Genomic DNA, 26,746 nt, shown 5'->3' on the forward strand with positions numbered 1-26,746 from the left:
CTTCGTGCGTTGCAATAATCCTAACCGGGGTCGAGGGGTGCTCCGCACACTTATTCTCAGAGCTCGTCGGGCGGTTCGATGTAGGGCGCCTGGATGACCTCCTTTCCGTCGGGCGACACGAGAAACGCCTGGCCAGGAGGCCGCCGCTTGACCTTGAACTCGCTGGACGGGAACTCCTGTTTCTCCCCGGAGAGGAACATGGTGGGCGCACCCGACCCGAACGCGGCGCCGACGAACTTGTCCATCGTGGCCTTGTATGCCTGACTCATCTGGCAGGTGACAATGATGTGCAACCCGATATCGGCCGCCGCCGGCAATAGTGGTGCCAGCGGAGCCATTGGTGGCATGCCGCTTGCGGCACCGACAATCATGTGCCAGTCGTCGACCAGTAATACGACGTCGAATCCGGTCCACCACGAACGCGAACGCAATTGCGCCGTCGTCAAATCGGTCGGCGGCAACCGCCGCTTGAGGTTCACCGCCAACGCCTGAACCGCCTCGTCCAGGCTCGCGCTGTTGCGGTTGATCGCACCGGCCTGCAGCAGGTGACTCTGCGGGACCGCGTCCAACAGGCCGGAGCGGTAGTCGGCCAGCATGAACCGCACCTGGTCGGGACTGTTGCGGGCGCAGATGGCGCGCGCGATCGCGTGGGCGATGGTCGTCTTGCCGGACTTGGCCGCACCGAAGATCAGCAGGTGTGGGTTGGTGTGCATGTGGCTGTAGGCCGGCGTGAGGTCCGCTTCACGCAGCCCGATGGGAATCTCCCAGCGGGTGCGGTAATCCGCAGCCGGCCCGGGCGGGTTCGGATCGAGCTCGTAGAGGTGGATGCGTTCGGGCAGCACCCGGACCGGGGGCGCCTTCTCGGTGGTCTGCGCGGCGATGCGTTCGACCCCGGCGGTGATCGCGTCGACGAGATTCTCCGGACTGTGCACCCCGTCGAAGCGGGGCACCCCGATCATCAGGTGGTGTTTCTCCATGGACACCGCGCGGCCCGGCCGGTTGGCCGGGATCTCCCGGGTGATGCGGTCGATCTGGGTCTCGTTGACGTCGCCGAGCCGGAACTCGATCTTGGTGCCCAGGTAGTCGCGGACACGTGACTTCAGTTCCGTCCACCGTGGCGTGGAGATGATGACGTGCACGCCGAACGCCAGGCCCTGCGCGGCCAGATCCTGCACCGGCGCTTCCAGCTCGTTGAACTCACTGACGAAGCCGGGCCACCCGTCGATGATCAGGAACACGTCGCCGTAGGGATCGGCCGCGACGGGCTGATTCGGGTCGGCGCGTAGCTGCCGGTACATCGCGATCGAGCCGACCCGGTGCTCTTTGAACATCTGCTCGCGTTGCCGCATCACGGCCTGCATCTCGGCGACCACGCGGTGGACCTTGTCGGGTTCGGAGCGGCTCGCTATGCCGCCCACGTGCGGCAGGTTCTCCAGATAGATCAGCCCGCCGCCACCGAGGTCGATGCAGTAGAACTGCACGTCGCGCGGGGAGTGGGTGGCGGCCGCCGACATCACCAACGTCTGGAGCAGGGTGGACTTTCCGGTCTGCGGTGCGCCGCCGATGCCGATGTTGCCGCCGGCACCGGACACGTCGACACCCCAGGTTTCCTGCAGGTGCCGGCGCGGCTCGTCCATGATCCCCAGGGCGAATCGCAACGGTTGTCGCCGGTCCCGGGCGATCAGTTCGTCCAGCGGCGTCGGATCGGTCAACGGCGGCAGCCACATCTTGTACGCCCGGGATTCGCCGGTGCCCAGTTGGTCGAGGATCACTTCGCGCAGGGCCCGCGTCTCGGTGTTCGTCATGACTTCACCACCTCTTCCTCGACAACCGGCGCCGCGGTGAACTGGCGGATCCGCATGGACTGCCTGCCGACCTGCGCGCCGGCACGCCCGCTGTCCCCGTTGGTGTCGGCGGCGGCCGGCGGGATGTACGGACTACCGATGTAGAAGGTGCTGAACTTCACCGGATCCTCCATGCCGACCCGCAGGAACCCGACGCCGCTTTCCTTATTGGTGATGTACTGCGCCTCGGGCGTACCGATCACCGACTTCGATTCGTGAGAACTGGTGGTGCGCAACGCTATTCGATAGGTCAGGTTCGGTTCGAGTTTGTCGATGCGGGCGCCGCCGGTCTGCAGCGACTGGGTGGCCAGCAGCAGGTGCACCCGCAGCGAGCGGCCCACCCGGCAGATGCGGTCGAACAGCGCGACGAAGTCGGGATGGCTCTGCAGCAGTTCGGCGAACTCGTCGACGACCACAAAGAGCGTTGGCAGCGGCGCCAGATCGGCACCCCGCTCGCGGTACTTCTCGTACTCGGCCACCCCGGACAGGGCGCCCGCCGCACCGACCTGGATGCCGGCCTGACGCAGGATGTTCTGCCGCCGGTCCAGCTCGCCGGTCAACACCTCACCCATCCGGCTGACCAGCTCGGCTTCTTCGGCCATGTTGGTGACGACAGCGGCGGTGTGCGGAAGTTTCTCCATACCAAGGAAAGTCGACCCGCCCTTGAAGTCGGTGAGCAGTAGGTTCACCTGATCGGGATGGGTCATCGCGACCAGCGACAGGATCAGCGTGCGCAGAAACTCCGATTTGCCCGAGCCGGTGGTGCCGATCAGCATCCCGTGCGGTCCGGCACCGAATTCGGCGCCCTCTTTGATGTCGAGGTACATCACATTGCCGGTCTTGAGTTCGTGGCCGAAGGGAATCCGCAACCGGTCCCGGTCGGTGTCGGTGTACATCCGCCAGCGGCTCGGAGTCACCTCCTCGACACTCTTGGCGCCCACCAGTTGGTGCCACTCGCTGGCCACCTTCTTCTGGACGCGTTGCGTCCGGTCGAGGATGGTTCCGGTGATCGACCAGCCGGCCAGTTTCCGGGCCACCCGGCTGGCCTCGGCCGGGGACATCCCGTCCGCGGCCGAGACCACCAGCCGAAACTGCTGGCCGGGTAGCCGGTCGTCGGCCTTGCCGTCGTCGTTGACCCGGATGCGGTAGGCCGACCCGCGGTGGTTGCCCAGCGTGATCACCGTGACTCCGGCCCGGCCGTCGGGCGGAAATCCCGCCTTGCCGCCGGTCAGGTCGACGACGACGACGTAGGGACCGGTCGGCAGCGTGTCGGGGGCGTGCGGTCCGCGCGCGGCGAGATCGGCCAGCCCGTCGGGACGGGTGTAGATCATCCGGACCGGGCCCGCCGCGTCGGTCTCGGTCTGATGCGCGACGTGCGGAAGCCATTTCAGCCAGGACCAGTCCGGGTCGTCGGGATCCTCGGTGAGCACCCGGATCTGCAACAGGTCCGGCGGGTGGAACACCGCGAGATGGCAGAGCATCGCGGTCAACAGCCGGTCGGCGCCGGGCCGGTGACCACCGATCGCGATCGTCGGAAATGTGCGGAGCTGCAGCAGCTTCGGGCAGTCGTGGATCAGACCGTGGGTGCGCAGGAACTTCACCACCCACATGTGGCTGACCGGCTCCAGGTACGGCTGGGGCGCCGCCGTGGATGCGGCCAGCTCGCCGCCGACCGCCGGCTTCAGCAACCGGTCCACCGCGGGCTGGTCACCGATCCCGATGCGGGTGGCCGCATAGAAGTCACTGTTGGCCGGCCGCGACCACTGCCGCTGGGACCCGACGATCGACAGCAGATCTTCGGGATGTGGTGCGTGGTAAGAGAAGAACGCCACCTGCGAACTGGCCGAGGAGGTGACCCGGCTGCGCAGCCCGGCCAGATAGCGCAGATACTCCTTGCGGTCGGCGTTGATTTCCGGCACTTTTTTGCCGCCACCGCCGGTGCCGCCGGCCATGCCGCCGACCATCATCATGATCATCATCAACGGCATCATCAGCATGTACGGCGACAACTGCTTGGTCCCGCCGGCCAGCATGATCGCGATCATGCCGACCATGCAGCCGCCCATCACATACGGAAGTGCCTTCTGCACACCCGACGGCGGAATCTCGATGCCGAGATCGTCGGGCGGGGTCAGGCTGATCTCACCGGGGGTCAGCCGCGGCCCGCGGGTGATGGTCGGGGTGAACTTCTTCGTCGTCATGAGGGCGCTCCAGGGGTGCCGCCGGGAACTTTTCGGGGAGTCGGATCAGCCGGCAACGTCTCGTGCTCGAGCATTGCGGCGTCCTTGGACAACACCGGCCCGTCGACCAGCAGCCGAATGATCTCCCACGGCGCGGTTTTCGGTGAGCTCAGACCGAGCGCCTTGGCCGAATCGGCGTTGGGCACCCCGTAACGCACCCCCTCGGGGTCGACGTAATACATCGATTCCCCGTAGCGCGGATCCGGGGACTGCAACCGGACGAACTTGCCGCCGTCGATGAAAATGGTTGCCGCCCCCTGGATCTGCTTGATACCGCTGTTCATCAGCGACGGTGCGATGGGCAGATGCCGCCCGGAGAGGACGGTCTGCTTGGGCGCCTGGTCCCCGGCGGCCCGTTCCCAGGTCCAGCACAGGGTGGGCTCGTCGGGGCGGGCCAGAATCTTGAGCTGCTGGTCGGGCAACGGTGAGGGGTACACCTGCTCGGGGATGCGGACCACGACGCTCGGCACCACCGCGGGAGGAGCGACCAGCCCGTGCGATTGGGTGGCGCGCAGCGCGGTCGCGGTGGTGGCGTTGACCATCGCGATGCCGTTCGGCAGCACCACGTAGTACTGCGGACCTTTTTCGGCGTGGATCTGGAACACCGACCCGATCACCAGTTCATCGGGCAGCCCGACGGTATTGGGTTCGCCCGCCCCGGGTATCGGTGGCAGCTGCCACGTGCCCTGACTGGGCAGTGCGTTGAACATGCCCTCCGAAATCGGCACAGCCTTGGCGGTGACGGGTATGCCCATCGCCGAAGTCAGGGCACGATCGTTGAGATCAATTGAGTGACGGCCCTTTTCGGTGACAATCCATTGCTGACCCTGATAGGTCGCCAGCAGCGCCTCGTTCGCATCGACCGGGTCCACCGTCGGATCGATCTTCAGCGGCATCGCGATCACCGAGGTCTGGATCAGCGGCGTGGCGGTGTCGGCGCGAGAGACCGTGTCGCACAACGTCCACACCGAGTTGTTGTCCCCGGACACCGGCGTTGCGTACGGCGCCCCGGGGATGCCCAGCGTCTGGCCCAGTGGCAATTTGGTGAGTTCGGAGGACTTCACGGTGGCCGGGTTGGCCGGATTGCCCAGCACCAGCCGCGCCGAGGTCAGGTTGTAGACCGGGTGCAACTGCCCCGAGACGATCACATAGAGCTCGTTGGTGGCGCGGTCGGTGAGAAGTGTGGTGCCGCCGAGCTTTCCCTGCGGTTTGAAGTACGCCAGCAGCCCCGCGCCCACCAGGATCACCACCGCGATGACGATGCCGAGCCACACCGAACGGCTGTAGAACTGCAGCGGGTCGTCGAACATGCGGGTGTCGCGTCGCACGATCGCGTGCTCGACGCGGCGGAGCAGGAAGCGCCACCCGCTGACCTGAACCTTGGTGGTCAGGCGAAGCCCCATGTGTCACTCTCTCATGTTGAGGTGGGCATGCACCGCGGCGATTGCCTCGGCCATGTCCGCGTTGTTGATCTCCTGCAGTCGGTCCACATCCAGAGCTTCGATGTCCAGGCCCTGCGCCAGGCGCATGTCCCGGCACTGTTCGGCAGCCTCGACCAGTTGCCGTGCGTAACGGCCGTTTCCGGCGATGTCCAGCGCCGGCCGGCCACGCAAAGTCCGATCGTGCAGCACCTTGGCCGCCGCCAGGAAGGCATCGGCCGCTTCCCCGCTGAGCGTCGAATCATTGGCGGCGGCAATGACCTTCGCAATCTCGAGGAGTTCGTCGGGGCTGTAGGTATCGAACTCGATGCGGGTGGCGAAGCGCGACCGCAGGCCCTCGTTGGTTTCCAGCAGCCGGTCGATGTCGTTGCTGTAGCCGGCGATGATCACCACCAGCCGGTCGCGGTCATTCTCCATTCGCGCCAGCAAGGTGTCCAGCGCCTCCTGCCCGAACGGGTCGGTGCGGCCATCCCGTTCCTGCACAAGGGCGTACGCCTCGTCGATGAACAGCACCCCGCCCAGGGCCTGATCGATGGTCTTGGTGGTCTTGACGGCCGACTGACCCTCGTACTCGGCGACGAAGTCCTTGCGTGAGGTCTCGACCAGCTTGGGTTCGGAGATCACCCCGAGCCCGGCAAGCATGTTCGCGACAACGCGCGCAATCGTCGTCTTGCCGGTGCCAGGCGGACCGGTGAAAATCATGTGCTTGCTGGGCTGGGCCACCTTCATGCCTTTGGCGGCGCGGACCCGCGCCATCAGGGTCGCCGCGCGGTAGCGCTCGATCTGCGTCTTGACCCGGGTCAGCCCGATCTGACGGTCCAACTCGGCCTGGGCGTCGGCAAGCAGCGCCTCGCGGCCGGAGTTGTCGGTCACCACACTGGCCGGGTCCCACGGATCCGATCGGGAGGAGATCTGCTCGGCTGTGGTGGTCTGCAACCGGTAGGACGGATCCTTCAGTGCCGCTGCGACTTTCGGATCCGGATGGGTGGTCTGCAGCCATTCCAGCAGCGCCACCGCGGCGTCCTCGTTGCCTTGGCTGCGCCGCGACAGGGCCAGGAACCACGCGATGGCCCGGGCGCACGCTTCACCGGCCGGTGAGTCGTTGGCTTCGGTCAGCCGGCGTTCAGCCTCGGTGAACAAACCCAGATTCGCCGCCGCCACACCGTGCGCCACCCCGGCGGCACCGGTCAGGAACTTGTCCGGCCACTTGCCGGCGCCCTTCACCTGGTCGATCACGTCCGTCCAGCGTTCGGCCGCGCCGTAGATCACCGCCTTGAGCCACGCGACCAGATGCTCGGACCCGCCCGCCGCCCCGGGGGCCATGGCGTCCAGAGCTTCCAGCGCGTCGGCGTAATTACCTTGCGCTGCTTCAGATGCCGCGAAGCCCATCGTCACCGCAAGTGGTGAGGTGACCGGATAGGTGATGTCGCCGTACAGACCCCCGATCGGGACCCTGGCGTTGAGCGTGCTCATCGAAATCTGCGCGGCCCCGGAAAGCCGGCCGAAATTGCGGCGCGAGTACCAGGCCCGGAACAGCGTCACGCGATCGGTGTCACCGCAGCGGATCCTGCCCACCCACGCGTCGCACGCCGACTCGTCGTCATTGGTGATCTCGGTGAACAGGTCCAGTGACCGTGCCTCCGACAACGGCAGCATGCCGACGGCACTGTCGAACAGACCGGCCAGGCGATCAGTCATTGATCACCGTTGTACCGGGCGGTGTAGTCCACGTCGTAGCGGGAGGCGAACACCTCTGCTTCCCGGGCGGCCGCCTCTTCCGGCGTCGGCAGATTCAGTGTCATGCCGACGAATTCGTGCAGCAGCGCGTTCTGTTGCGCGTCGCCGCCGGTCATCTCGCCCATGTTCTCGACCATGAAGGTGTGTTGGGCGGCCCGCGCCTTCTGCCGGGCCAGGTCGGCGATGACGAAAATTTCTTCGGCAAGCCCCGATTCGGACATGCTCGATGCCCGATCGGTCACGGTGATCTGCTGCACGCGGCCGTCCATCAACGCCGTCACCGACACCGAACCCTGCGGATTGGTGACGGTGAACAACGCCAGCTCGGGTTCCTCCTCCTGCTCGGTCAGCCCGCTCAGTGCATCGAGTTCGGTTCCGGAGCCGTCGGTTTCGGTCGGTGGGGCATAGTCACCGAGCACGTCGAGCGAGGACTCTTCGACGACGGCACCGCCGGAGAAATCCAGCGCCCCGAGGTCGTCGCTGTCGTAGTCGTTACCGGGCAGGTCCACTGTGGCGTCCCTTTCTGGACTGGTATCGGGAAAGTTCGCGGGCGTTACGCGGAGGCTTCGGCATGGTCCAACCAAGATCCGGCGGGCAGCAGCTCGAGCAGGCCGTCCAGCGCGCGTTGCAGATTCTGTTGGGTGCCGGCGAGAAAACTCCCGTACAGCTCGCCGCCCACCCGGCGGGGCAGCGAGACCAGACGCCCGTGCTCGGAGTCCAGAACGCCTGCGGCTGCGGGGGTGGTGGTGGTGGTCCCCCCGGGATGGCGCTGGCTGGCGACGATCTCGACCCAGCTGGTCGGGTTGCTGACGATCTCGCTATAGATGCGCGCCTGCGCCGGCGGAACGCCGTGCCGCGTCAGGTGTGCGGCCGTCGTGCACTCGGCGAGCTCGCTGGCGACCCCGGTCAGCGGCTCGACGGGCGCCGGCTCCGCTGAGCCCAGCACGGTCGTCACCATGCCGGCCAACCCGACCTGCGGCGCCACCAACTGCAACACCAGCATGTCGTCGTCGCGGGCCGCGACCACGTGGGTATCACCCTTGCGGCACACCACAAATCGGACCATCACGCCGGCGGCACCCGCGCCGGCTCTGTCGCGGCGCCACCAACGGCATTCCAGCGTGCGGTCGGCGCGACTGATGGTCTCAACCATCGACGCCACCCCCGGGTGCGGTTGCCCGTTGTGGTCCAGCACCCCCTGCGCGGTGAGGTCGCGCCGCACCTGGTCCCAGACCACGTCCCGCAGCTCCTCTTGGGGGATGTTGGGCCGAATGCCAAGTGCGACCGGGAAATCGACCAGGTGCAACCGATCGGCGATGACCAGCATCCCGTCGATGGTGACCTCCACGCCGACGACATCGTCAACGAGGCCCGCGCGGCCGGAAGCGAGCGGACCGGACATGATCAGCCGAAGATCTTGTCGATGACGCCGGCCAGCCCCTGGTCGGAATTGAGGTAGGCGGTCGCAGCCGAGATCAGGTTGGTGGCCAGCCCGGTGCTGACGCCCTGCACACCCTTACCGGTGTTGCTGCGGCTGGTTTCCAGGTCACGCAACGCGTTGTTGAATTTCGACGTGAACGAACCGTGGGTCATCGAGACGCGTCCGCTGATCCCGGTGACCGAATTGGTGGCGGTGCCGAATTGTCCGGCGATTTCGGTCTGCATGCCGGAGAGCACCTTCAGGAACGAAGGTACGACTTCGAGAACTGACATGGGGCAGAACCTTCCTCTACGTTTAACTTTTTTACTCGCTATGGCATTGGCTTGTTAGGGGTTTGGCCGAGTTGAGGCCGACTGCTTGGACTTACAGGACGGTGCCCGACTGGCTCTGGCCGCCGGTTCCCACATCGACGGGCGCACGCTCGCCGCCGGCAACCCCGGCCGCCGCGCCCGCACCCTGGTCGTCCCGGTCGTCCTGCTGGCCCCCTTGCTGGGCCTGCGAGGAGATCATCTGCGCCTGTTGACTGGCCATGTTGCCCATCTGACCCGGGCCGCCGCCGGCAGCCATGAGTTGCTGGAGCTGGCCCATGGTCGAGCTGATCTGCCCGACGCCCGGCAGTTGGGCGAAGCTGAGCAGGTTTCCGAAGCTCAGCACGGGCAGGCCGGCGAAGCCGCCCAAAAAGTCCGGCAGCGCGGCCAGTTCGGTCCAGGTGGGCAGTTTGCCCAAGTTGCCCACGCCCGGGAAGAGGTCGCCCAGCCCGGGCAGGCCGGGGAACACGTCGGGGATGCTGGGCAGGCCGGGCAGGTTGGGGAAGCCGGGGATGAGGCCGCCGAGGTCGGGGATGACGCCGCCGAAGTCGGGCAGGCCGGGGATGGACGGCCACTGGAATTCGGGCAGCCCCGGGATCGGCAGGTTGAAGTCCGGGACACCGACCTGCGGCGGCCAGGTGAACTCGGGCAGGCCCGGGATGTTGGGCAGGCCGGGGATCGGGAGGTCGGGCAGTTTCGGCGGCCAGATGGTGTCGATGATGCCGCCGATGATGTCGGGAATCAGCCCGGCCAGCTTGGGCAGGTTCGTCAAGATGTCGAGCAGCCGGCCGCCGAGTCCGATCATGTTGAACGCGTTCATGGCGGTCATGATCGTCAGGTAGAGCAGGGCGCCGCCGACAACCGTCATCGCCAGTGCGCAGGCCGGGATCGCCATCGCCACCGAAAGGGCGTCGCCGACGATCCAGAGGTTGTCTTCACACCATTTGCAGGCCTTGTACACGCCGTCGACCATGCTCTTCATCGCGCGTAGCACCTTGCGCGTGCTTTCGACGTGTTCGGCCTGATTCGAGATCAGGTTGCCGGTCAAATCGTCGATTTCACCCATCAGCTTGGCACGCAGTTGTTGCGCGGTGTTCTGGTTCAAATAGGCATCGGCGGCCTGGCCGATCCAGTTGGTGCCCGGAATGGCGAGGCCGATCTTGTCGGCCACGCCTTTGAACAGTGAGGAGCCGGCGTTGAAAACGTCGCCCGGGTCGGGAATGCCGTCGCCCAGCAGAAACAACTGCGTGTAAATGAAGTTGCTGGTGGTCTTGCAAATCGCGCTACCCGACATTTGCGTGGTTCCTTACGTTGGCTGTTGGCGTGCACGGACGATTTTCGTTATGCACTTTCGCATCGTGTGTCGAGCTTAACAGCGCTGCGACCGAGCTCAATGCACGAATTTTCTGGTGGGAGTGGATGTTTCGCGGGCACGGCAGGTACCCGCGCACCACGGAGTACCGGGGCAACAACGACGTTCCCCGTACCATCCCGCTCATTTCAATTGATCTGGCTGATAAGTGCTTCGATCGCAGCGGCGGCGTCCGGCGGCAACACTTCCTCCGCCTCGGCACGAACGATCGTTTCTTCGCTGACTCCGGCTGCGAGGGCCGTTTCATGGGCGGAAAGATTTGCACGCCGGCGCGCGGCATATAACCGCTGCGCGAGCGTGGCGCCGGGAGCCGTGGCACCCAAGGTCATCAATTCGTCGTGATAGCGACGCACGGCGCCCATGGCCTTGATGAGTTCCGGCGTTATCCGACTGATCCGCGTGGCCTGAACGGCGATTCCCTCGAGCTGGCGCAAATCGGCCAGAATGGGCGCTGCGCGCTCGGTGAATTCGGGATCCTCCGGCGCGGGCAATGCGGCGATCGCCAAACTGCAGGTGTCCACGGCGGCGGCCACCGCCTGGGCGATCAGCGATGCCGGGCCGTCGGCCGTCGGCGGGGGTGGTGGCGGCACCGGCGGGGCCGGCGCGGGTTGGGTGGCGACCGCCTCGCCGTCACGGATGCGCTCGATCGTCCCGGCCGGCCACTGCAGCACCTCTTCGAGCTTGGCGCGAGTCCGGTCGCGGGGCCAGCTACGGCCCTTCTCGAAGGCGATCAACGCACCCGCGTTGATGATGCCGTCGGCGGCGAGGCTGCGCTGACTGATGTCGAGCTCGCGCCGACGCGCCGCCGCGGCGGCGCCGGCCCGGGCCAGCCCGGGATCGACTTCGGGGGACTGGTCGACCGGCTCGTGTCCTGCCGGACGGTCCCGAGCGTGCTCTTCAGGCGAATTGGACGGCCTGACGGCTTCGAACGTCAACGCCTTGCCTCCAGTGAGTTGGCCGAACCGGATGTGGGACACGGTGCGCATATTGATCCTGGCGGGTCGCGCGGCGTCGAGCTTGAGCGCGGCCAGCGCAGCTGGACCGACGGTCGACTCGGTGTCAGGCATCTGCGGAGAGTCCTCGCTCGTGGATTCCAGAGCGGCCGGCCGCACGCACCCTCCGCTAGCCAACATCGTAACCGTTGCACCCTTTCATTGCTATACCTTCGCTACGCTCTTCTCAGCGGTCAGATGGTGCGGCGCATCCCGCTATAACCGGTCTACCGCTACGGTTAAGCCTAACGCCAAGCACACATGTCGGTGCGCACTTCTTTGGCGGTGGTCGCCGGGACCAGCCGTTCACGAGCAAACCCACAGCAAATTGGCAGGAAAAAACCCCTGGTGATACCAGGTTTCGTCGAGTAGGCGAGGGCTGCCTCCGCAAAACGTAGCGCCGTCCTCAGCATGGTCATAAACAAACTGTTGCACTGCGACGGTTATTGCTATACCGTTCTGCGGCAGAGGGGCACAACCTGCAACGCTTTATGGAGGAACGTAAAGACATGACCGCAACGACTCTCTCTTCGGTCCCGCAGCTGGGCGTGTGCACCCAAGACCCCGACCGTTGGACCACGACGCCCGACGCCGAGGCCAAGACCCTGTGCCGGGCGTGCCCGCGCCGGTGGCTGTGTGCCAAGGAAGCGGTGGAATTGCCTGGCGCGGAAGGCCTTTGGGCCGGCGTGGTGATCCCGGACTCCGGCCGGGCGCGGACGTTCGCGCTCAACCAACTGCGGTCGCTGGCCGAGCGCAACGGTTTCCCGGTCCGGGAGCGGATCGCCGCCCAGTCGGCGTGATGCGACGAATGCTGGTCAGCGGTCCTGCCGGCCCGGGGGGGTGCTGACGTTCGCCGGATCGGGCTGACGATTCGGGACCGGCTGGTCACGAAAGCGATCCGTCGGCGCGGCCGGGTTCCGCGATCCGAAATAGCCCGTGATCATCGCCGCGACCTGGAGAAACTTCAGGCGCGTCGCCGCCGCCAGCTGTTCGGTGACGTCGATGACGCCACCGGGTCGCAGGTGGGGATCGAAGGGAACCTCGACCACCGGCTGGCCGTGGTCGACGAACTCGCGAGCCAACAATGACCGGGTGCGTTTGTCGGCGTGGCCGTCGGAGTCGTTGAGCACGACCACGCTGCGTTGCAGCAGATCCCGAAGGTCATGGTCGGCCAACCACTCGACCGTCTTGGCCGCAGCGGCGGCGCCGTCCGCCCACGGCGAGGAAACTACGATCAGCGCGTCCAAGTCGCGCAACACTTCCCGCGTGACGGCAGCATCCATGGTGGAGCCGCAGTCGATGACCGAGATCGCGAAGTGGCGGTCCAGCCGTAGCGCAGCCTCGCGGTACACGGCCGGATCCAGCACCCGGCGGGGACCCGCCGCCGGCTCACCGCCCAGCACATAGAGGCCGGCGGCATTGCGGCCCACCCGCGACGTCACGTCGGCGAAGGTCTGCAGGTTCTTGTCGGCGGTAAACTCCCAGAACGAGCCGGTGGTACGCGGATCGATGCGGCTGCTCAGTCGGCCGAACGCGGTGTCGGCGTCGATCGCGACCACGCGGTCCTGCTGGCGTAGCTCGGCCAGGATCGAGCCCACGCTGGCGGCGACAGAGGTCTTCCCGACACCACCCTTGCCCAGGACGCCGACCTTGTGGTTGCCGTGCAGCGCGACTCGGATGGCCGCCTCGAATTGCGCGGCGCTGCGTTGCGCGGCCGATGGGCCGGGGTCAACGAGCCCGAAGGTGGCCACCTGCACCACGCGCCGCCAGCCGCGGTGTGCGGGCTGGGATCGGCGCGCCGGCGCCGCCCCGGTACCCGGCCAGGAGATCGGCGGAGGAACGTCACGGCGCTGCGGCGGCGCTGGGCTTCGGTGCGGGCTCGGCGTCGGATGCGGTGCCGGGGGCGGTCGGTGCTGCACCGGGCCGGGCGGCGCGGCGGGCATGGCTGGCGGGGGCGGGGGCGGGGGCGGCACGGCGCGCGGCGCGGGCTCGGGCACTGCAGCAGGTGGGGTGGCGTCTTCGGCCGGCGGCGGCGGGGCGAATGTCGCTCGTGGGGTCTCGGTCGCTGCCGGCGGGCTGGGGGCGGGGTGCGGCGGACGGGGCGGGACCGGCGGCCGGAAACCCGTGGTCGGCGCCGGACGCGGGGAGGCGGGCGGTGCCTCGGGCGGACGCGCAGGCACCGGCTGGTCGGGCCGCACGCGGTTGCGCAGGAATTCCTGGGGCTCGTTCATGGGCTCCTCGGGGTGCGACGGCGGCGGATCGGCACGCCGGTGCCTGGCCATTTCCGATTCCCGCGTGATGAACCCCACGGTCCGATCGGCCGGCGCCGGACGCTTCACCCCAGTATCGACCACCCGCAGCTCGGGCTGAACCGGGTGACTCCCACACCGGGACGCAACCCGGCCGCTCGTGGGCAACAACCAGATCTGCGCAAACTCGCCTACCCGACGGGTTGACCGCTCCCGCCCGGCGCGAACGCGGCCGATCTCGATTCGGCCGACTTGGCTGCCACGCCTTTTCGGCTACGGTGTTGCCGGTGTGACTGTTGGTCCGGCAGCCGACGACGACGGATCGGCAGCCCAACCCGCGCACTCAGCAAACCGGGACGGGCGACCGGGCCGGCCGCCGGAGCGGTCCACCATCGACACCGGACGTCGCACGGCTGTCAAATGCTGGTAACGGCGAATTTACGGCCCTGCGAGCAGGCAAGTTAGTATGGGTAAGTTGGCATGTCAGGCGGTTTTTGTCCTATCGTTTTAAGACTTGTCGAGACCAGGTACAGGACGACCGTTCAGCGCTGCACGGACGAAGTCCTGACCGGATTATCTCCGCTAGGCGGACAGCCTATCGACCAGAGCGCAGGGGCTTAGCCCGCAACCTCCGGGTGCGGCTCCTCGATCAGGAAAAGTCGATCCGCAAAGCGGCGGTGCAGAAAGTCTGCTGAAGGGTTAGGTGGGTATGACGCCCAGGCGCGTCGGGCTTTACAACCCCGCATACGAACACGATTCGTGCGGGGTCGCCATGGTCGTGGACATGCACGGCCGGCGCAGCCGCGACATCGTGGACAAGGCCATCACCGCGCTGCTCAACCTCGAACACCGCGGTGCCGCCGGCGCCGAACCGCGCAGCGGTGACGGCGCGGGGATCATGATCCAGGTGCCCGATGCGTTCCTGCGGGACATGGTGGACTTCGAACTGCCGGAGGCGGGCAGCTATGCCACCGGCATCGCGTTTTTGCCGCAGTCGGCCAAGGACGCCGCCACCGCCTGCGCGGCGGTCGAGAAGATCGCCGAATCCGAGGGTCTGCAGGTGCTCGGCTGGCGCAACGTGCCCACCGACGACTCGTCGCTGGGCGCGCTGTCACGCGATGCGATGCCCACCTTCCGCCAGGTTTTCATGGCCGGCGCCTCGGGCATGACGCTCGAACGTCGCGCCTACATCGTCCGCAAGCGGGCCGAACACGAACTCGGCACCAAGGGCCCCGGCCAGGACGGACCGGGCCGGGAGACGGTGTATTTCCCGAGCCTGTCCGGCCAGACGCTGGTCTACAAGGGCATGTTGACCACCCCGCAGCTCAAGGCCTTCTATCTCGACCTGCAGGACAACCGGGTGACCAGCGCACTGGGCATCGTGCACTCCCGGTTCTCCACCAACACGTTCCCGTCGTGGCCGTTGGCGCACCCATTCCGGCGGGTGGCGCACAACGGAGAGATCAACACCGTCACCGGCAACGAAAACTGGATGCGGGCCAGAGAGGCGCTGATCAAGACCGACGTCTTCGGTTCGGAAGACGACGTGGAGAAGCTGTTCCCGATCTGCACCCCCGGGGCGTCCGACACCGCGCGCTTCGACGAGGTGGTCGAGCTGTTGCACCTGGGCGGCCGGTCGCTGCCGCACGCCGTGTTGATGATGATTCCCGAGGCCTGGGAACGCAACGAGTCGATGGATCCCGCCCGGCGGGCGTTCTACGAGTACCACGCCTCGTTGATGGAGCCGTGGGACGGCCCGGCGTCGATCACGTTCACCGACGGCACCATCGTCGGCGCCGTGCTGGACCGAAACGGTCTGCGCCCGTCGCGAATCTGGGTCACCGACGACGGCCTGGTCGTGATGGCCTCAGAGGCCGGTGTGCTGGACGTCGACCCGTCCAAGGTGGTCAAGCGGATGCGGCTGCAGCCGGGCCGGATGTTCCTGGTGGACACCACCCAGGGCCGGATCGTGGCCGACGAGGAGATCAAGGCCCAGCTGGCCGCCGAGCACCCTTATCAGGAGTGGTTGGACAAAGGTCTGGTTCCGCTCGACAAGTTGCCGGCCAACAAATACGTGCGCATGCCGCATCACCGTCTCGTCATGCGGCAGCAGGCCTTCGGCTACACCTATGAGGAACTCAACCTGCTGGTGGCGCCGATGGCCCGCACCGGCGCCGAGCCCCTGGGCTCCATGGGTACCGATACGCCGATCGCGGTGCTGTCCAAGCGTCCGAAGATGCTCTACGACTATTTCCACCAACTATTCGCCCAGGTGACCAACCCGCCCCTGGACGCGATCCGGGAAGAGGTCGTCACCAGTCTGCAGGGCACCACCGGCGGAGAGCGCGACCTGCTCACGCCGGACGAGAACTCCTGTCGCCAGATCGCGCTGCCGCAGCCGATCCTGCGCAATTACGAGCTGGCCCGGCTGATCAATCTGAACCCGGAGGACGAAGTCAACGGGCGGCCACATGGCATGCGGTCCACAGTGATTCGCTGTCTGTACCCGGTCGCCGAAGGGGGCGCCGGGTTGGCCGCCGCGCTGGACGAGGTGCGGGCGCAGGCGTCGGCGGCCATCGCCGACGGGGCACGCGTGATCATCTTGTCCGACCGCAACTCCGACGAGGCGATGGCGCCGATTCCGTCGTTGCTCGCGGTGTCGGGCGTGCACCACCACCTGGTGCGGGACCGGACCCGTACGCATGTGGGTCTCGTCGTGGAATCCGGTGACGCCCGCGAGGTGCACCACATGGCGCTGCTGATCGGGTGCGGGGCTGCGGCGATCAACCCGTATCTGGTGTTCGAGTCGATCGAGGACATGATCGACCGCGGCGTCATCGAGGGCATCGAACGCAATAAGGCGCTGAACAACTACGTGAAGGCCGCCGGCAAGGGCGTGCTCAAAGTGATGTCCAAGATGGGCATTTCGACGCTGGCGTCCTACACGGGTGCGCAACTGTTCCAGGCGGTCGGCGTCTCCGAGGATGTGCTCGACGAGTACTTCACCGGTATGGCCTGTCCGACCGGCGGTGTCACGCTGGACGACATCGCCGCCGATGTCGCGACCCGGCACGCGCTGGCCTATCTGGACCGCCCCGACGAGCGTGCGCACCGCGAACTCGAGGTGGGCGGGGAGTACCAGTGGCGCCGCGAGGGCGAGTACCACCTGTTCAACCCGGAGACCGTCTTCAAGCTGCAGCACTCCACTCGCACCGGCCAGTATTCGATCTTCAAGGAGTACACCCGGCTGGTCGACAACCAGAGCGAGCGGATGGCATCGCTGCGCGGGCTGCTCAAATTCCGTGCGGGCGTGCGTCCTTCGATACCGATCGAGGAGGTGGAACCGGCCAGTGAGATCGTCAAGCGCTTCTCGACCGGGGCCATGAGCTATGGCTCGATCTCCGCCGAGGCGCACGAGACGCTGGCCATCGCGATGAACCGGTTGGGTGCCCGGTCCAACAGCGGCGAAGGCGGTGAGGACGTCAAGCGCTTTGACCCCGACGCCAACGGGGATTGGCGACGCAGCGCGATCAAGCAGGTCGCCTCCGGGCGGTTCGGCGTCACCTCGCACTACCTGACCAACTGCACCGACATCCAGATCAAGATGGCTCAGGGCGCCAAACCCGGTGAGGGCGGCCAACTTCCGGGGCACAAGGTGTATCCGTGGGTCGCGTCGGTAAGGCACTCCACACCCGGCGTCGGCTTGATCTCGCCGCCACCGCACCACGACATCTATTCGATCGAGGATCTCGCACAGTTGATCCACGACCTGAAGAACGCCAACCCGTCGGCGCGCGTGCACGTCAAGCTGGTGTCCGAGAACGGCGTCGGCACCGTTGCGGCCGGAGTCTCCAAGGCGCACGCCGATGTGGTGCTGATCTCGGGGCACGACGGCGGTACCGGCGCGACCCCGCTGACGTCGATGAAGCATGCGGGTGCCCCGTGGGAGTTGGGTCTGGCCGAAACTCAGCAGACCCTGCTGCTCAACGGTTTACGTGACCGCATCGTGGTCCAGGTGGACGGCCAGCTCAAGACCGGACGCGACGTGATGATCGCGACGCTCCTCGGCGCCGAGGAGTTCGGCTTCGCCACAGCGCCTTTGGTGGTGGCGGGCTGCATCATGATGCGTGTCTGCCATCTGGACACCTGCCCGGTGGGGGTGGCCACCCAGAACCCGCTGCTGCGGGAGCGGTTCGCCGGGAAGCCGGAATTCGTGGAGAACTTCTTCATGTTCATCGCCGAAGAAGTGCGGGAGTACATGGCTCAGTTGGGTTTCCGCACCATCAACGAGGCCGTCGGTCAGGCCGGGGCGTTGGACACCACCCTGGCGCGCGCGCTGTGGAAGGCGCACCGACTGGACCTGACCCCGGTGCTGCACGAGCCCGAGTCGGCGTTCATGAATCAGGATCTGTATTGCAGTTCGCGCCAGGACCACGGCCTGGACAAGGCGCTGGACCAGCAGTTGATCGTGATGAGCCGCGAGGCGCTGGATTCGCAGAAGCCGGTCCGGTTCTCCACCAACATCAGCAACGTGAACCGCACGGTGGGTACCATGCTCGGCCACGAGGTGACCAAAGCCTATGGCGGCCAAGGGTTACCGGACGGCACCATCGACATCACCTTCGAAGGGTCCGCCGGCAACAGCTTCGGCGCGTTCGTGCCCAGGGGCATCACGTTGCGCATCTACGGTGACGCCAACGACTACGTGGGCAAGGGACTTTCCGGCGGCCGGATCGTGGTGCGGCCGTCGGACAACGCGCCCGAGGGCTATGTGGCCGAGGACAACATCATCGGGGGCAACGTGATTCTGTTCGGTGCCACCAGCGGCGAGGTCTACCTGCGCGGTGTGGTCGGCGAGCGGTTCGCTGTCCGCAACTCCGGTGCGCACGCCGTGGTGGAGGGTGTGGGCGACCACGGCTGCGAATACATGACCGGTGGGCGGGTGGTCATCCTGGGCCGTACCGGCCGCAACTTCGCCGCCGGCATGTCCGGTGGTGTGGCCTATGTCTACGATCCCGACGAGGAATTGCCGAACAACTTGAACATCGAGATGGTGGACCCGGAAACACTGGACGACGAGGACGCCGAGTTCGTGAAGGGCATCATCGAGGCGCACGTCGATGCCACCGATTCCGCTGTGGGCCAACGCATTCTGGCTGACTGGCGGGGCCAGCAGCGCCACTTCGTGAAGGTGATGCCGCGGGACTACAAGAAGGTGCTGTCGGCGATCGCCGAAGCAGAACGCGACGGTGTGGACGTGGACAAGGCGATCATGGCGGCGGCTCATGGCTGACCCGACCGGCTTCCTGAAGTACACGCACCGCGAGCTGCCCAAGCGGCGGCCGGTCCCGTTGCGGTTGAAGGACTGGCACGAGGTGTACGAGGAGTTCGACGTCGACACCTTGCGGCATCAGGCGACTCGCTGCATGGACTGCGGAATTCCGTTCTGTCACCACGGTTGTCCGTTGGGCAACCTGATCCCGGAATGGAACGACCTGGTACGACGGGGCCACTTCCGCGATGCCATCGAGCGCCTGCACGCGACGAACAACTTCCCCGACTTCACCGGTCGGCTGTGCCCGGCGCCATGCGAACCGGCGTGCGTGCTCGGCATCAATCAGGAGCCGGTGACGATCAAGCAGATCGAGCTGGAGATCATCGACCGGGCCTTCGACGAGGGCTGGGTGAAACCGCTGCTGCCGCACTGCGATACCGGCAAAACCGTTGCGGTGGTGGGTTCGGGCCCCGCCGGTTTGGCGGCGGCTCAGCAGCTGACGCGGGCCGGGCATCATGTCACGGTGTTCGAGCGGGAGGACCGGATCGGCGGGTTGCTGCGTTACGGCATCCCCGAGTTCAAGATGGAAAAGCGTGTGCTGGACCGGCGGCTGGAGCAGATGGCGGCCGAGGGCACCGAGTTCAAGGCCGGCGTGAACGTCGGGGAGGACCTCACCGCCGAGCAGTTGCTGGCCGATTTCGATGCGGTCGTGCTGGCCGGGGGCGCCACCGCCTGGCGCGACCTGCCGGTGCCGGGCCGGGACCTGGACGGCATCCACCAGGCGATGGAGTATCTGCCGTGGGGCAATCGGGTCCAGGAGGGGGACGACGTACTAGGCCCCGACGGCGAGCCGCCGATCACCGCCAAGGGCAAGAAGGTGGTGATCATCGGCGGCGGCGACACCGGTGCCGACTGTCTGGGCACCGCCCACCGTCAGGGCGCGGCCAGCATCCACCAGTTCGAGATCATGCCGCGTCCGCCGGAGACCCGCGCCGAGTCGACGCCCTGGCCCACCTATCCGTTGATGTACCGGATCGCCTCAGCCCATGAAGAGGGCGGCGAACGGGTGTTCTCGGTCAACACCGAAGAGTTCATCGGCAAGGACGGGCACGTCACCGCGCTCAAGGTGCACGAGGTGACGATGCAGGACGGCAAGTTCGTCAAGGTCGAGGACTCCGACTTCGTGCTCGAAGCGGACCTGGTGTTGCTGGCGATGGGTTTCGTCGGCCCCGAGCAGCCGGGGTTGCTGACCGACCTCGGGGTCAAGCTCACCGAGCGTGGCAACGTTGCCCGCGGCGACGATTTCGACACTTCGGTGCCGGGTGTGTTCGTGGCCGGCGACATGGGCAGGGGTCAGTCCCTGATCGTCTGGGCGATCGCCGAGGGTCGTGCCGCAGCGGCCGGGGTGGACCGTTTCCTGATGGGATCCACCGCCCTGCCGGCGCCCATCAAGCCGACCGCTGCGCCACTGCGCTAACCACACCAGTCACATCTGAAACATTTGATAAATCGTCGGCGTGCCTTCCGGCGTTTGCCAGAGCCTCAGGTGTCTAATAACTGACTGTGGGCCGCATCACACAGTCCCAATACATAAGGCACATTTCGGGTCGCCTTGAGCCCCTATCGCGTTAACCCGATCGCAGGAGTAGTTATCGTGCACATGAACCCAGTTCCCAGGTCAAAGATGGGTCGAATCGCGTGGTCGCTGTTTCGCCACCCCGTCAAGAGCCGCGAGTTTCCGGCGCGCAGTGAGCGGCTGGTGACTACCGAGGACCTGCTGCGCTTCGCTGTCTAGCCGCCGAGTGTTTGCTCAGCTCAGCAGCCCGGACTCCCGGATAGCTTGGGCGAGCGGCTCGATCACGGCGGGGTCGTGCGGCGGAGCGATGTAGACGATGCCGAGATCCAACCCCTCGGCACCCAGCGCGGCCGCCGTCTCGATCACCTGGTGGTAGTCGCGGTCGGACCCCAATCCCAGGTGCGCCGAGAGCGTGATTTCTGTCGGGTCCCGTCCGATGTCGGCACAGCGCGCATGCAGCACGTCGCGTTTGCGGGCGAACTCCTCGGCGGTGCCGCCGGCGAAGTTCCAGTGCTGCGCATAGCGCGCAGTGATCGGCAGGGTCCGCTTCTCTCCGCTGCCCCCGATGGCGATCGGCGGGTGCGGCCGCTGCGGTCCCTTCGGCTCGTTGCGGGCGTCCCTGAGTTGGTAGAACTTGCCGTCGAAGGTGGTCGTCTCCTGACTGAGCAGGCTGACCAGCACCTGGCAGGCCTCCTCGAACCGGTCGAAACGCTCTTTGAGACCGCCCAGTTCGATCCCGTACGCGCCCGACTCCTCTTCGTTCCAGCCGGCGCCGATACCCAACTCGAGCCGCCCACCGGAGATGACGTCGAGAGTGGCGGCCATGTTGGCCAGCACCGCGGGGTGGCGGTAGTGGATACCGGTGACCAGGGTGCCCAGCCGTAGCCGCGTGGTGGCCTGGGCCAGCGCCGTCAGCGTGGTCCACCCTTCCAGGCACGGACCGGTGGAGTCGGAGAAGATCGGATAGAAGTGGTCGAAGGTCCAGCCGGACTCGAAGACGTCGATGTCGTCGGCGGCCTGCCAGACAGCCAGCATGTCCGACCAGGTGGTGTTCTGCGGTGAGGTCTTGAAGGCGAATCGCATGAGTCCGAAGGTAGTCCGGCAACTAGACTCGTCCGAACGATGACCCTCGGACTCGACACCACACTCACCCTGCTAGCGGCGGGCCTGATCTTCCTGTTGGCACTGGGCCTCGGAGTGTGGAAGTACCAGCAGGTCATGGTGTCCGAAGAGCACCGCGCGCACCCGTACGTCGACATCGCGCACCGCGCGGCGCTGCTGTACAGCTTCGCCACGCTGTTGTTCGCGGTGTTCGTCGAACTCAGCGCGTGGCCGGCCTGGGTGAACCTTGCCGCGACCGGCGTGGCGGTGTTCTTCTTCGTGGCCGCCATAGCCAGCTACATCCTGCACGGCGCGCGACGCGACACGGAGAACCAGTTCGAGCCGCCCGTGCCGGGTACACGATTGGCGATGACCCTGCTGATCGTCGGGGAGATGGGCGGTTTCGCCGTGGTACTCGCCGGCTTTGTGGTGAAGCAACTGCTCTGATGGACCCGGTGGCCGCGCTGCGCGAGATCGCGTACTACAAGGACCGAAGCCGTCAGGATTCCCGACGGGTCATGGCCTACCGCAATGCCGCCGACATTCTGGAGAAGCTCGACGAGGCCACGCTGGAGCGCCACGGCCAGGACAACAGCTGGCAGTCGATCCCGGGAATCGGGCCCAAAACCGCCAAGGTGATCGCGCAGGCCTGGGCCGGCGATGTACCCGAACAACTCGTCGAATTGCGTTCTAGCGCAGAGGATCTCGGCGGTGGCGAGATACGTGCGGCGCTCCGGGGAGATCTGCATCTGCATTCGAACTGGTCGGACGGTTCCGCGCCGATCGAGGAGATGATGGCGGCCGCCGCGGCGCTGGGCCACGAATACTGTGCGCTGACCGATCATTCGCCGCGGCTGACGATCGCCAACGGGCTGTCCCCGGACCGGTTGCGTAAGCAGCTCGATGTGATCGACGAGCTGCGGGACCGGTTCGCGCCGATGCGAATCCTGACCGGCATCGAGGTCGACATCCTTGACGACGGCAGCCTGGACCAGGAGCCCGAATTGCTCGACCGCCTGGACATCGTGGTGGCCAGCGTGCACTCGAAGCTGTCCATGGATGCCGGCGCGATGACCCGGCGCATGGTGCGTGCCGTGTCCGACGGTCACGCCGACGTACTGGGCCACTGCACAGGGCGACTGGTCTCCGGCGGGCGCGGGATCCGGCCGGAATCGAAGTTCGACGCAGAGAAGGTGTTCACTGCCTGTCTCGAGCACGGCACCGCCGTTGAGATCAACTCGCGACCCGAACGGCGGGATCCACCGACGCGGCTGCTCGAGCTGGCCCGGGACATGGGCTGTGTGTTCAGCATCGACACCGACGCGCACGCACCCGGCCAGTTGGACTTCCTCGGCTACGGCGCGCAGCGGGCCTTGGACGCCGGTATCGACGCCGAGCGCATCGTCAACACCTGGCCAGTGGAACGATTACTGGAGTGGACTAGGTCCTGAAGCTGGTCCTCAGCATCGCCAATAGCCGTTCACGTGAGTCCCGTTCTTCTTCGTGTAACCGTTGACCCAGGTGCAACCGACTCCGGGTGCATTCGGCGGATTAGGCAGATTGACATCGGTCGGCGGCAATGGAACCGCGGGTGGCGTGGCGGCGGGTGACGGACTGGCCGATGTCGACGAGGACGGAGTGGACGACGGGGTGCGCGACGCCGCCGGACAATACTGCGACTGTGGATAGTCGACGCAAAGTTGCCGGTCCACATGCGTCCATTGACCCCCGGAGCAGAGCGAATACGTGCCGCCCGATGCCGGCGTGACCGCACCGTCCTGACAGTCGGCGTGGGCAGCCGGGACCGCGAACCACACCGCGACACTGCCGGCGAGAACCACGCCGACCTGAAGAATCGAAGTAATGCGCATGCCTGGCAACTTACCGGCGACGGGTGACATGGCCGGAACGAATACAAACGCCGGCGCCCGGCCGTCAATCCGGGAGGTGCGGCATTTCCAGCCCAGGGTCGCGGCCGACCAGCACCGCGCGGGTGAGTGCGGACCTGCCGTAGCGACGGTGGACTTCGTCCACCGCGGCATCGACTGACACAGAATGGCCGGCGAAGGGCAAGGCCAGCTGTTCGGTGCCGTTGCGGTCGATGCCCGAAACGGCGAAACCGATGAGCGTCAAACCCTTTTCGGCAATCAACGGATCCGCTGCCGTCACGAGTCGCCGCGCTGTGGCCAGGATCGGCTGCGTGGCGGCGGTAGCCCACGGCATGGTCTGGGACCGTGTCACCCGACCGAAGTCGTCGAACCGCAGTCGCAGCACCACCGTGCGTCCGGTGCGTCCGGCGGCGCGCATCCGGCCGGTGATCCGGTCGATCAGATTGACCACCACAGCATCGACCTCGGCGGGTGACATGGTGGCACCGGCGCGGCCCAGCGCGCGTTGGGCGCCGACCGATCGCCGCCGCACCCCGGTGTTCACCCGGCGGCGGTCGATGTTGCGGGACAGCGCGTAGAGCTGGCGGCCCATCGCGTGCCCGACCATGGACCCGAGCATCGATTCGCTGAGCTCGGACACTTGGGCCACCGTGGTGATGCCGTGCGCGCGCAGCTTGTCCGCGGTCACCGCGCCCACACCCCACAGTCGCCGCACCGGCAGCGGATGCAGGAAGGCCAGCTCCTGATCGGGTGCCACCAGGAGCAGCCCGTCCGGTTTGGCTTCCTGACTGGCCACCTTGGCCAGGAATTTGGTGCGCGCGATCCCGACGGTGATGGGCAGACCCACCCGCTCGCGCACATCGGCGCGCAGTCGCGCCGCGATCTGCACCGGGGTCCCACTGACCCGGCCGAGCCCGTGGACGTCGAGGAAGGCCTCGTCCACCGACAACGGCTCCACGATCGGGCTGCAATCGCCGAACACTCGGAACACGTCGTCGCTGGCCTGGGAGTAGGCGCGCATCCGCGGCGGCACCACCACGGCGTGTGGGCACAGCCGCCGGGCTTGCGCCCCGCCCATCGCGGTGCGCACTCCGTAGGCCTTGGCCTCATAGCTGGCGGCCAGCACCACGCCGCCCCCGACGATCACCGGGCGGCCCCGCAGTGCCGGGTCGTCGCGCTGCTCGACGGACGCATAGAACGAATCCAGGTCCGCATGCAGGATGGACGCCTCACACCGCACGAACATATGTTCGCACGGGGCACCGACAGGGTGGTGAGCCCGCGCGCCGGCGGAGCCGGGCTACCGGCGCTCGCCGTAGATACTGCTGACCCAGATGTGGACCAGCGTGTCCAGCACATTCTCTTCCGGCACCGACGGCGCCTCGGCGGCGAACGACGCGAACAATGTCCGCTCGTTCATCAGGTTGAGCGCGGTAGCCAGTTGGTCACTGGGCAGAGTTCGGGGCGCCGCTCCGCGATCGCGTTCGGCCTCGATGCCCAGCGCGGTGAAGGTGATCCACTTCTGCATGAACGTCGACCACAGTTCCCGGATCTCAGGACTGGTGTCGCGGGCGGCCATGCTGGCGCGCGTCACCGCTTTGTGCGCACCGAACGTCTCGAAGAACACGGCGACGCCGGTCCGCCACCGGTTGTCCCCGTCCTCGGCCAACTTGTCGGAGAGTCCCTGCAGCGCGGTATCGGCCTTCTTGACCACGCGGTCCAGCAGTGTCAGCAGGACAGCTTCTTTGGACGGGAAGTAGAAATAGAACGTCGGGCGGGAGATTCCGGCGCCTTTGGCCAGATCGTCGACAGAGATGTCCGCCAGCGACCTGCCCTTCAGCAGTCCCTCGGCGGTGGTCAGGATGGCCAGTTCGCGGTCGTCTCCCGAGGGTCGTGCACCGCGCCGGCCGCGGGGGAGCGCAGTCTTGGTGCCGGAGAAGGTCGCCACGCGGGCAGCTTACACCGCGTTGAGATAGTCGACAGCATGTCGACGCAGCGGATTCCGGCCGGCCGCACACCTGGCGACGGCCTCAACCCGGCAGCGGATGTTCTCCTGCTGCGACGACGACGATGCCGTCGTCGTCGCTGTAGGCCAGGTGACCTGGCGCGAAAGTCACCCCGCCCAACGTCACCTCGACATCGCGCTCACCGGTGCCGTTCTTGCTGCTCTTGCGGGGGTTGGTGCCCAGCGCTTTGATGCCGATGTCGATCCCGCGTAGCGCGGCGGAATCGCGCACTGCGCCGTTGACGATCAGCCCCGCCCAGCCGTTGGATCGGGCCAGCTCCGCGATCAGATCACCCACCAGCGCGGTATGCAGGGAACCGTCGCCGTCGACCACCAGCACCCCGCCCGCGCCCGGCTGCGACAGCACCGACTTCAACAGCGCGTTGTCCTGGAAGCAGCGCACGGTACTGATCGGACCGACGAACTGCGTCCGGCCACCGAACTGGCGGAATTGCAGGTCGCAGCTACGCACATCGGGACCGATGTCGTCCACCAGATCGGCCGTCGGCTGAAAGGACACGGGCGCTGTCAACGGCGGCGCAATTGGCGGACCAACAACAGCGCCAGCAGGCTCAGGGCGAGCGCCACCGCATACGGGACGGGCGACTGCAGCGAAGACGGTGCGGGCTCGTCGGCGGGCAGCGGGTTACGGGCCCGCTCGACAGTCGACTTTGCCTGCGCCGCAACATCTTTCGCAGCGGCCAGCTGTCCGTTGGTTTCGGCGTGCTGCGGCAGGTCCACGGGCGGCGCCGCCGGTGCCTCGACCGGTTCCGGCGCGGGTGCGATCTTCTTGGCGGCCGCCTTCTTGACCGGGGCTTTCTTGGCGGGCGCCTTCTTGGCGGGCGCCTTGGTGGCCTTGGCCGGTGCCTTCTTGGCGGGCGCCTTCTTGGCCGGCTGCTTCTTGGCCGGTGGCGTGGCGGCGGCTTCGCCCTCGGGTCGGTCCTGCGGATCTGCCATGCGGCCGCTCCTTTGCAGCATTTCGTTGCGTACGCGTACGGGGTCGCTCAGGGTCCCATCATGCCAGCCGGGCCGGGACCGGCTACGGCCTGCGCCGCGTCGCCCAGATGGCGGCGACGCCGACGGCCGCGACCGTCCCGGCCGCAAATGGCCAGATCGGCATGTCGGCGTCGGGGTCACGGGCGGACACCCAACTCGGGTCGGTAGCGGTGGCCGTGGTCAGAGCGGGCTGGGCCGCCGCACCGCCGGCCGTCAACATCGCGATGGCCGCCAGCACGGCGCACAGCAGACTCAGCCGCGACAATATCGACACCACCGGTG

General features: G+C 66.8%; 22 protein-coding genes. 6 read left to right on the top strand and 16 right to left on the bottom strand.

The features are described from left to right. Positions 1-56: 56 nt before the first annotated feature. The 9 genes from eccCb to AC5Y3Z_RS11400 all read right to left on the bottom strand — a co-directional run bounded on the left by eccCb (position 57) and on the right by AC5Y3Z_RS11400 (position 11,367). Positions 57-1,805 carry a type VII secretion protein EccCb gene (eccCb, locus tag AC5Y3Z_RS11360; protein WP_473138673.1) on the bottom strand — a complete coding sequence of 583 codons (1,749 nt, stop codon included), beginning with the start codon at positions 1,803-1,805 and terminating at the stop codon, positions 57-59. Continuing rightward, positions 1,802-4,045, bottom strand: a complete 2,244-nt coding sequence (gene eccCa, locus AC5Y3Z_RS11365) for a type VII secretion protein EccCa (protein ID WP_473138672.1) — start codon at positions 4,043-4,045, stop codon at positions 1,802-1,804. The genes eccCb and eccCa overlap by 4 nt, the downstream gene beginning before the upstream one ends. Continuing rightward, positions 4,042-5,487, bottom strand: a complete 1,446-nt coding sequence (gene eccB, locus AC5Y3Z_RS11370) for a type VII secretion protein EccB (RefSeq protein ID WP_473138671.1) — start codon at positions 5,485-5,487, stop codon at positions 4,042-4,044. The genes eccCa and eccB overlap by 4 nt, the downstream gene beginning before the upstream one ends. A 3-nt stretch (positions 5,488-5,490) precedes the next feature. Next, positions 5,491-7,221: a type VII secretion AAA-ATPase EccA gene (gene eccA, locus AC5Y3Z_RS11375; RefSeq protein WP_463826239.1), complete on the bottom strand. Its 1,731-nt coding sequence runs from the start codon at positions 7,219-7,221 to the stop codon at positions 5,491-5,493. Continuing rightward, positions 7,218-7,769, bottom strand: a complete 552-nt coding sequence (locus AC5Y3Z_RS11380; RefSeq protein WP_463826238.1) for a DUF2694 domain-containing protein — start codon at positions 7,767-7,769, stop codon at positions 7,218-7,220. Before AC5Y3Z_RS11380 ends, eccA begins: the two co-directional genes overlap by 4 nt. 44 nt (positions 7,770-7,813) lie before the next feature. After that, entirely contained in the window at positions 7,814-8,662 is an 849-nt protein-coding gene (locus AC5Y3Z_RS11385; RefSeq protein WP_463826237.1) for an ESX secretion-associated protein EspG, read from the bottom strand. 2 nt (positions 8,663-8,664) lie between these two features. Beyond that, positions 8,665-8,973, bottom strand: coding sequence for an ESX-1 secretion-associated protein (locus AC5Y3Z_RS11390; RefSeq protein WP_463826236.1), 309 nt, complete (start codon positions 8,971-8,973; stop codon positions 8,665-8,667). Between the two features lie 91 nt (positions 8,974-9,064). Further along, positions 9,065-10,303, bottom strand: a complete 1,239-nt coding sequence (locus AC5Y3Z_RS11395; RefSeq protein WP_463826235.1) for an EspA/EspE family type VII secretion system effector — start codon at positions 10,301-10,303, stop codon at positions 9,065-9,067. 206 nt (positions 10,304-10,509) lie between these two features. Beyond that, positions 10,510-11,367, bottom strand: a complete 858-nt coding sequence (locus AC5Y3Z_RS11400) for an ESX-1 type VII secretion system transcriptional regulator EspM (protein ID WP_463826427.1) — start codon at positions 11,365-11,367, stop codon at positions 10,510-10,512. Between the two features lie 515 nt (positions 11,368-11,882). On the opposite strand from AC5Y3Z_RS11400, the gene AC5Y3Z_RS11405 reads away from it, so the two are divergent. Then, positions 11,883-12,173: a WhiB family transcriptional regulator gene (locus AC5Y3Z_RS11405; protein ID WP_463826234.1), complete on the top strand. Its 291-nt coding sequence runs from the start codon at positions 11,883-11,885 to the stop codon at positions 12,171-12,173. Between the two features lie 15 nt (positions 12,174-12,188). Here AC5Y3Z_RS11405 and AC5Y3Z_RS11410 read toward each other — a convergent pair whose 3' ends face one another. Beyond that, a complete protein-coding gene (locus tag AC5Y3Z_RS11410; protein WP_499918388.1) occupies positions 12,189-13,604 on the bottom strand; it encodes a MinD/ParA family ATP-binding protein in 1,416 nt (471 codons plus the stop codon). A 727-nt stretch (positions 13,605-14,331) separates the two neighbouring features. On the opposite strand from AC5Y3Z_RS11410, the gene gltB reads away from it, so the two are divergent. Further along, positions 14,332-18,915: a glutamate synthase large subunit gene (gene gltB, locus AC5Y3Z_RS11415; protein WP_463826232.1), complete on the top strand. Its 4,584-nt coding sequence runs from the start codon at positions 14,332-14,334 to the stop codon at positions 18,913-18,915. Further along, the gene (locus tag AC5Y3Z_RS11420) at positions 18,908-20,374 is read left to right on the top strand and encodes a glutamate synthase subunit beta (protein ID WP_463826231.1); all 1,467 of its coding nucleotides are present in this window, start codon (positions 18,908-18,910) and stop codon (positions 20,372-20,374) included. The genes gltB and AC5Y3Z_RS11420 overlap by 8 nt, the downstream gene beginning before the upstream one ends. 333 nt (positions 20,375-20,707) lie before the next feature. Here the strand turns inward: AC5Y3Z_RS11420 and AC5Y3Z_RS11425 are convergent, their stop codons facing one another. Next, positions 20,708-21,556 (bottom strand): LLM class F420-dependent oxidoreductase, encoded by an 849-nt coding sequence (locus tag AC5Y3Z_RS11425; RefSeq protein WP_473138669.1) that lies wholly within the window; start codon positions 21,554-21,556, stop codon positions 20,708-20,710. A 39-nt stretch (positions 21,557-21,595) separates the two neighbouring features. Between AC5Y3Z_RS11425 and AC5Y3Z_RS11430 the strand changes: the two genes are divergently transcribed. The 3 genes from AC5Y3Z_RS11430 to AC5Y3Z_RS11440 all read left to right on the top strand — a co-directional run bounded on the left by AC5Y3Z_RS11430 (position 21,596) and on the right by AC5Y3Z_RS11440 (position 23,263). Next, positions 21,596-22,021: a hypothetical protein gene (locus AC5Y3Z_RS11430; RefSeq protein WP_473138668.1), complete on the top strand. Its 426-nt coding sequence runs from the start codon at positions 21,596-21,598 to the stop codon at positions 22,019-22,021. Next, positions 22,021-23,025, top strand: a complete 1,005-nt coding sequence (locus AC5Y3Z_RS11435) for a PHP domain-containing protein (RefSeq protein ID WP_473138667.1) — start codon at positions 22,021-22,023, stop codon at positions 23,023-23,025. Before AC5Y3Z_RS11430 ends, AC5Y3Z_RS11435 begins: the two co-directional genes overlap by 1 nt. Before the next feature lie 109 nt (positions 23,026-23,134). Continuing rightward, on the top strand, positions 23,135-23,263 hold the full coding sequence (locus tag AC5Y3Z_RS11440) for a hypothetical protein (protein WP_463826227.1): 129 nt from the start codon (positions 23,135-23,137) through the stop codon (positions 23,261-23,263). A gap of 246 nt (positions 23,264-23,509) precedes the next feature. On the opposite strand, the gene dinB is transcribed toward AC5Y3Z_RS11440, so the two are convergent. The 5 genes from dinB to AC5Y3Z_RS11465 all read right to left on the bottom strand — a co-directional run bounded on the left by dinB (position 23,510) and on the right by AC5Y3Z_RS11465 (position 26,741). After that, a complete protein-coding gene (dinB, locus tag AC5Y3Z_RS11445; protein ID WP_473138666.1) occupies positions 23,510-24,709 on the bottom strand; it encodes a DNA polymerase IV in 1,200 nt (399 codons plus the stop codon). A gap of 54 nt (positions 24,710-24,763) precedes the next feature. Next, entirely contained in the window at positions 24,764-25,411 is a 648-nt protein-coding gene (locus AC5Y3Z_RS11450) for a TetR/AcrR family transcriptional regulator (protein ID WP_463826225.1), read from the bottom strand. A gap of 82 nt (positions 25,412-25,493) precedes the next feature. Beyond that, positions 25,494-25,988, bottom strand: a complete 495-nt coding sequence (gene rraA / locus AC5Y3Z_RS11455; protein WP_463826224.1) for a ribonuclease E activity regulator RraA — start codon at positions 25,986-25,988, stop codon at positions 25,494-25,496. Positions 25,989-25,996: 8 nt separating this feature from the next. After that, positions 25,997-26,425 (bottom strand): Rv3852 family protein, encoded by a 429-nt coding sequence (locus AC5Y3Z_RS11460; protein WP_463826223.1) that lies wholly within the window; start codon positions 26,423-26,425, stop codon positions 25,997-25,999. Between the two features lie 82 nt (positions 26,426-26,507). Next, positions 26,508-26,741, bottom strand: a complete 234-nt coding sequence (locus AC5Y3Z_RS11465) for a hypothetical protein (RefSeq protein ID WP_463826222.1) — start codon at positions 26,739-26,741, stop codon at positions 26,508-26,510. Between the last annotated feature and the right edge of the window lie 5 nt (positions 26,742-26,746).

Source organism: Mycobacterium sp. NGS61, from assembly GCF_059812325.1.

Bases quoted from the DNA above. Each gene is read 5' to 3' on its own strand.
- eccCb (WP_473138673.1), bottom strand. From the start codon at position 1,805: ATGACGAACACCGAGACGCGGGCCCTGCGCGAAGTGATCCTCGACCAA.
- eccCa (WP_473138672.1), bottom strand. From the start codon at position 4,045: ATGACGACGAAGAAGTTCACCCCGACCATCACCCGCGGGCCGCGGCTG.
- eccB (WP_473138671.1), bottom strand. From the start codon at position 5,487: ATGGGGCTTCGCCTGACCACCAAGGTTCAGGTCAGCGGGTGGCGCTTC.
- eccA (WP_463826239.1), bottom strand. From the start codon at position 7,221: ATGACTGATCGCCTGGCCGGTCTGTTCGACAGTGCCGTCGGCATGCTG.
- AC5Y3Z_RS11385 (WP_463826237.1), bottom strand. From the start codon at position 8,662: ATGTCCGGTCCGCTCGCTTCCGGCCGCGCGGGCCTCGTTGACGATGTC.
- AC5Y3Z_RS11390 (WP_463826236.1), bottom strand. From the start codon at position 8,973: ATGTCAGTTCTCGAAGTCGTACCTTCGTTCCTGAAGGTGCTCTCCGGC.
- AC5Y3Z_RS11395 (WP_463826235.1), bottom strand. From the start codon at position 10,303: ATGTCGGGTAGCGCGATTTGCAAGACCACCAGCAACTTCATTTACACG.
- AC5Y3Z_RS11400 (WP_463826427.1), bottom strand. From the start codon at position 11,367: ATGCGCACCGTGTCCCACATCCGGTTCGGCCAACTCACTGGAGGCAAG.
- AC5Y3Z_RS11405 (WP_463826234.1), top strand. From the start codon at position 11,883: ATGACCGCAACGACTCTCTCTTCGGTCCCGCAGCTGGGCGTGTGCACC.
- AC5Y3Z_RS11410 (WP_499918388.1), bottom strand. From the start codon at position 13,604: ATGAACGAGCCCCAGGAATTCCTGCGCAACCGCGTGCGGCCCGACCAG.
- gltB (WP_463826232.1), top strand. From the start codon at position 14,332: ATGACGCCCAGGCGCGTCGGGCTTTACAACCCCGCATACGAACACGAT.
- AC5Y3Z_RS11420 (WP_463826231.1), top strand. From the start codon at position 18,908: ATGGCTGACCCGACCGGCTTCCTGAAGTACACGCACCGCGAGCTGCCC.
- AC5Y3Z_RS11425 (WP_473138669.1), bottom strand. From the start codon at position 21,556: ATGCGATTCGCCTTCAAGACCTCACCGCAGAACACCACCTGGTCGGAC.
- AC5Y3Z_RS11430 (WP_473138668.1), top strand. From the start codon at position 21,596: ATGACCCTCGGACTCGACACCACACTCACCCTGCTAGCGGCGGGCCTG.
- AC5Y3Z_RS11435 (WP_473138667.1), top strand. From the start codon at position 22,021: ATGGACCCGGTGGCCGCGCTGCGCGAGATCGCGTACTACAAGGACCGA.
- dinB (WP_473138666.1), bottom strand. From the start codon at position 24,709: ATGTTCGTGCGGTGTGAGGCGTCCATCCTGCATGCGGACCTGGATTCG.
- AC5Y3Z_RS11460 (WP_463826223.1), bottom strand. From the start codon at position 26,425: ATGGCAGATCCGCAGGACCGACCCGAGGGCGAAGCCGCCGCCACGCCA.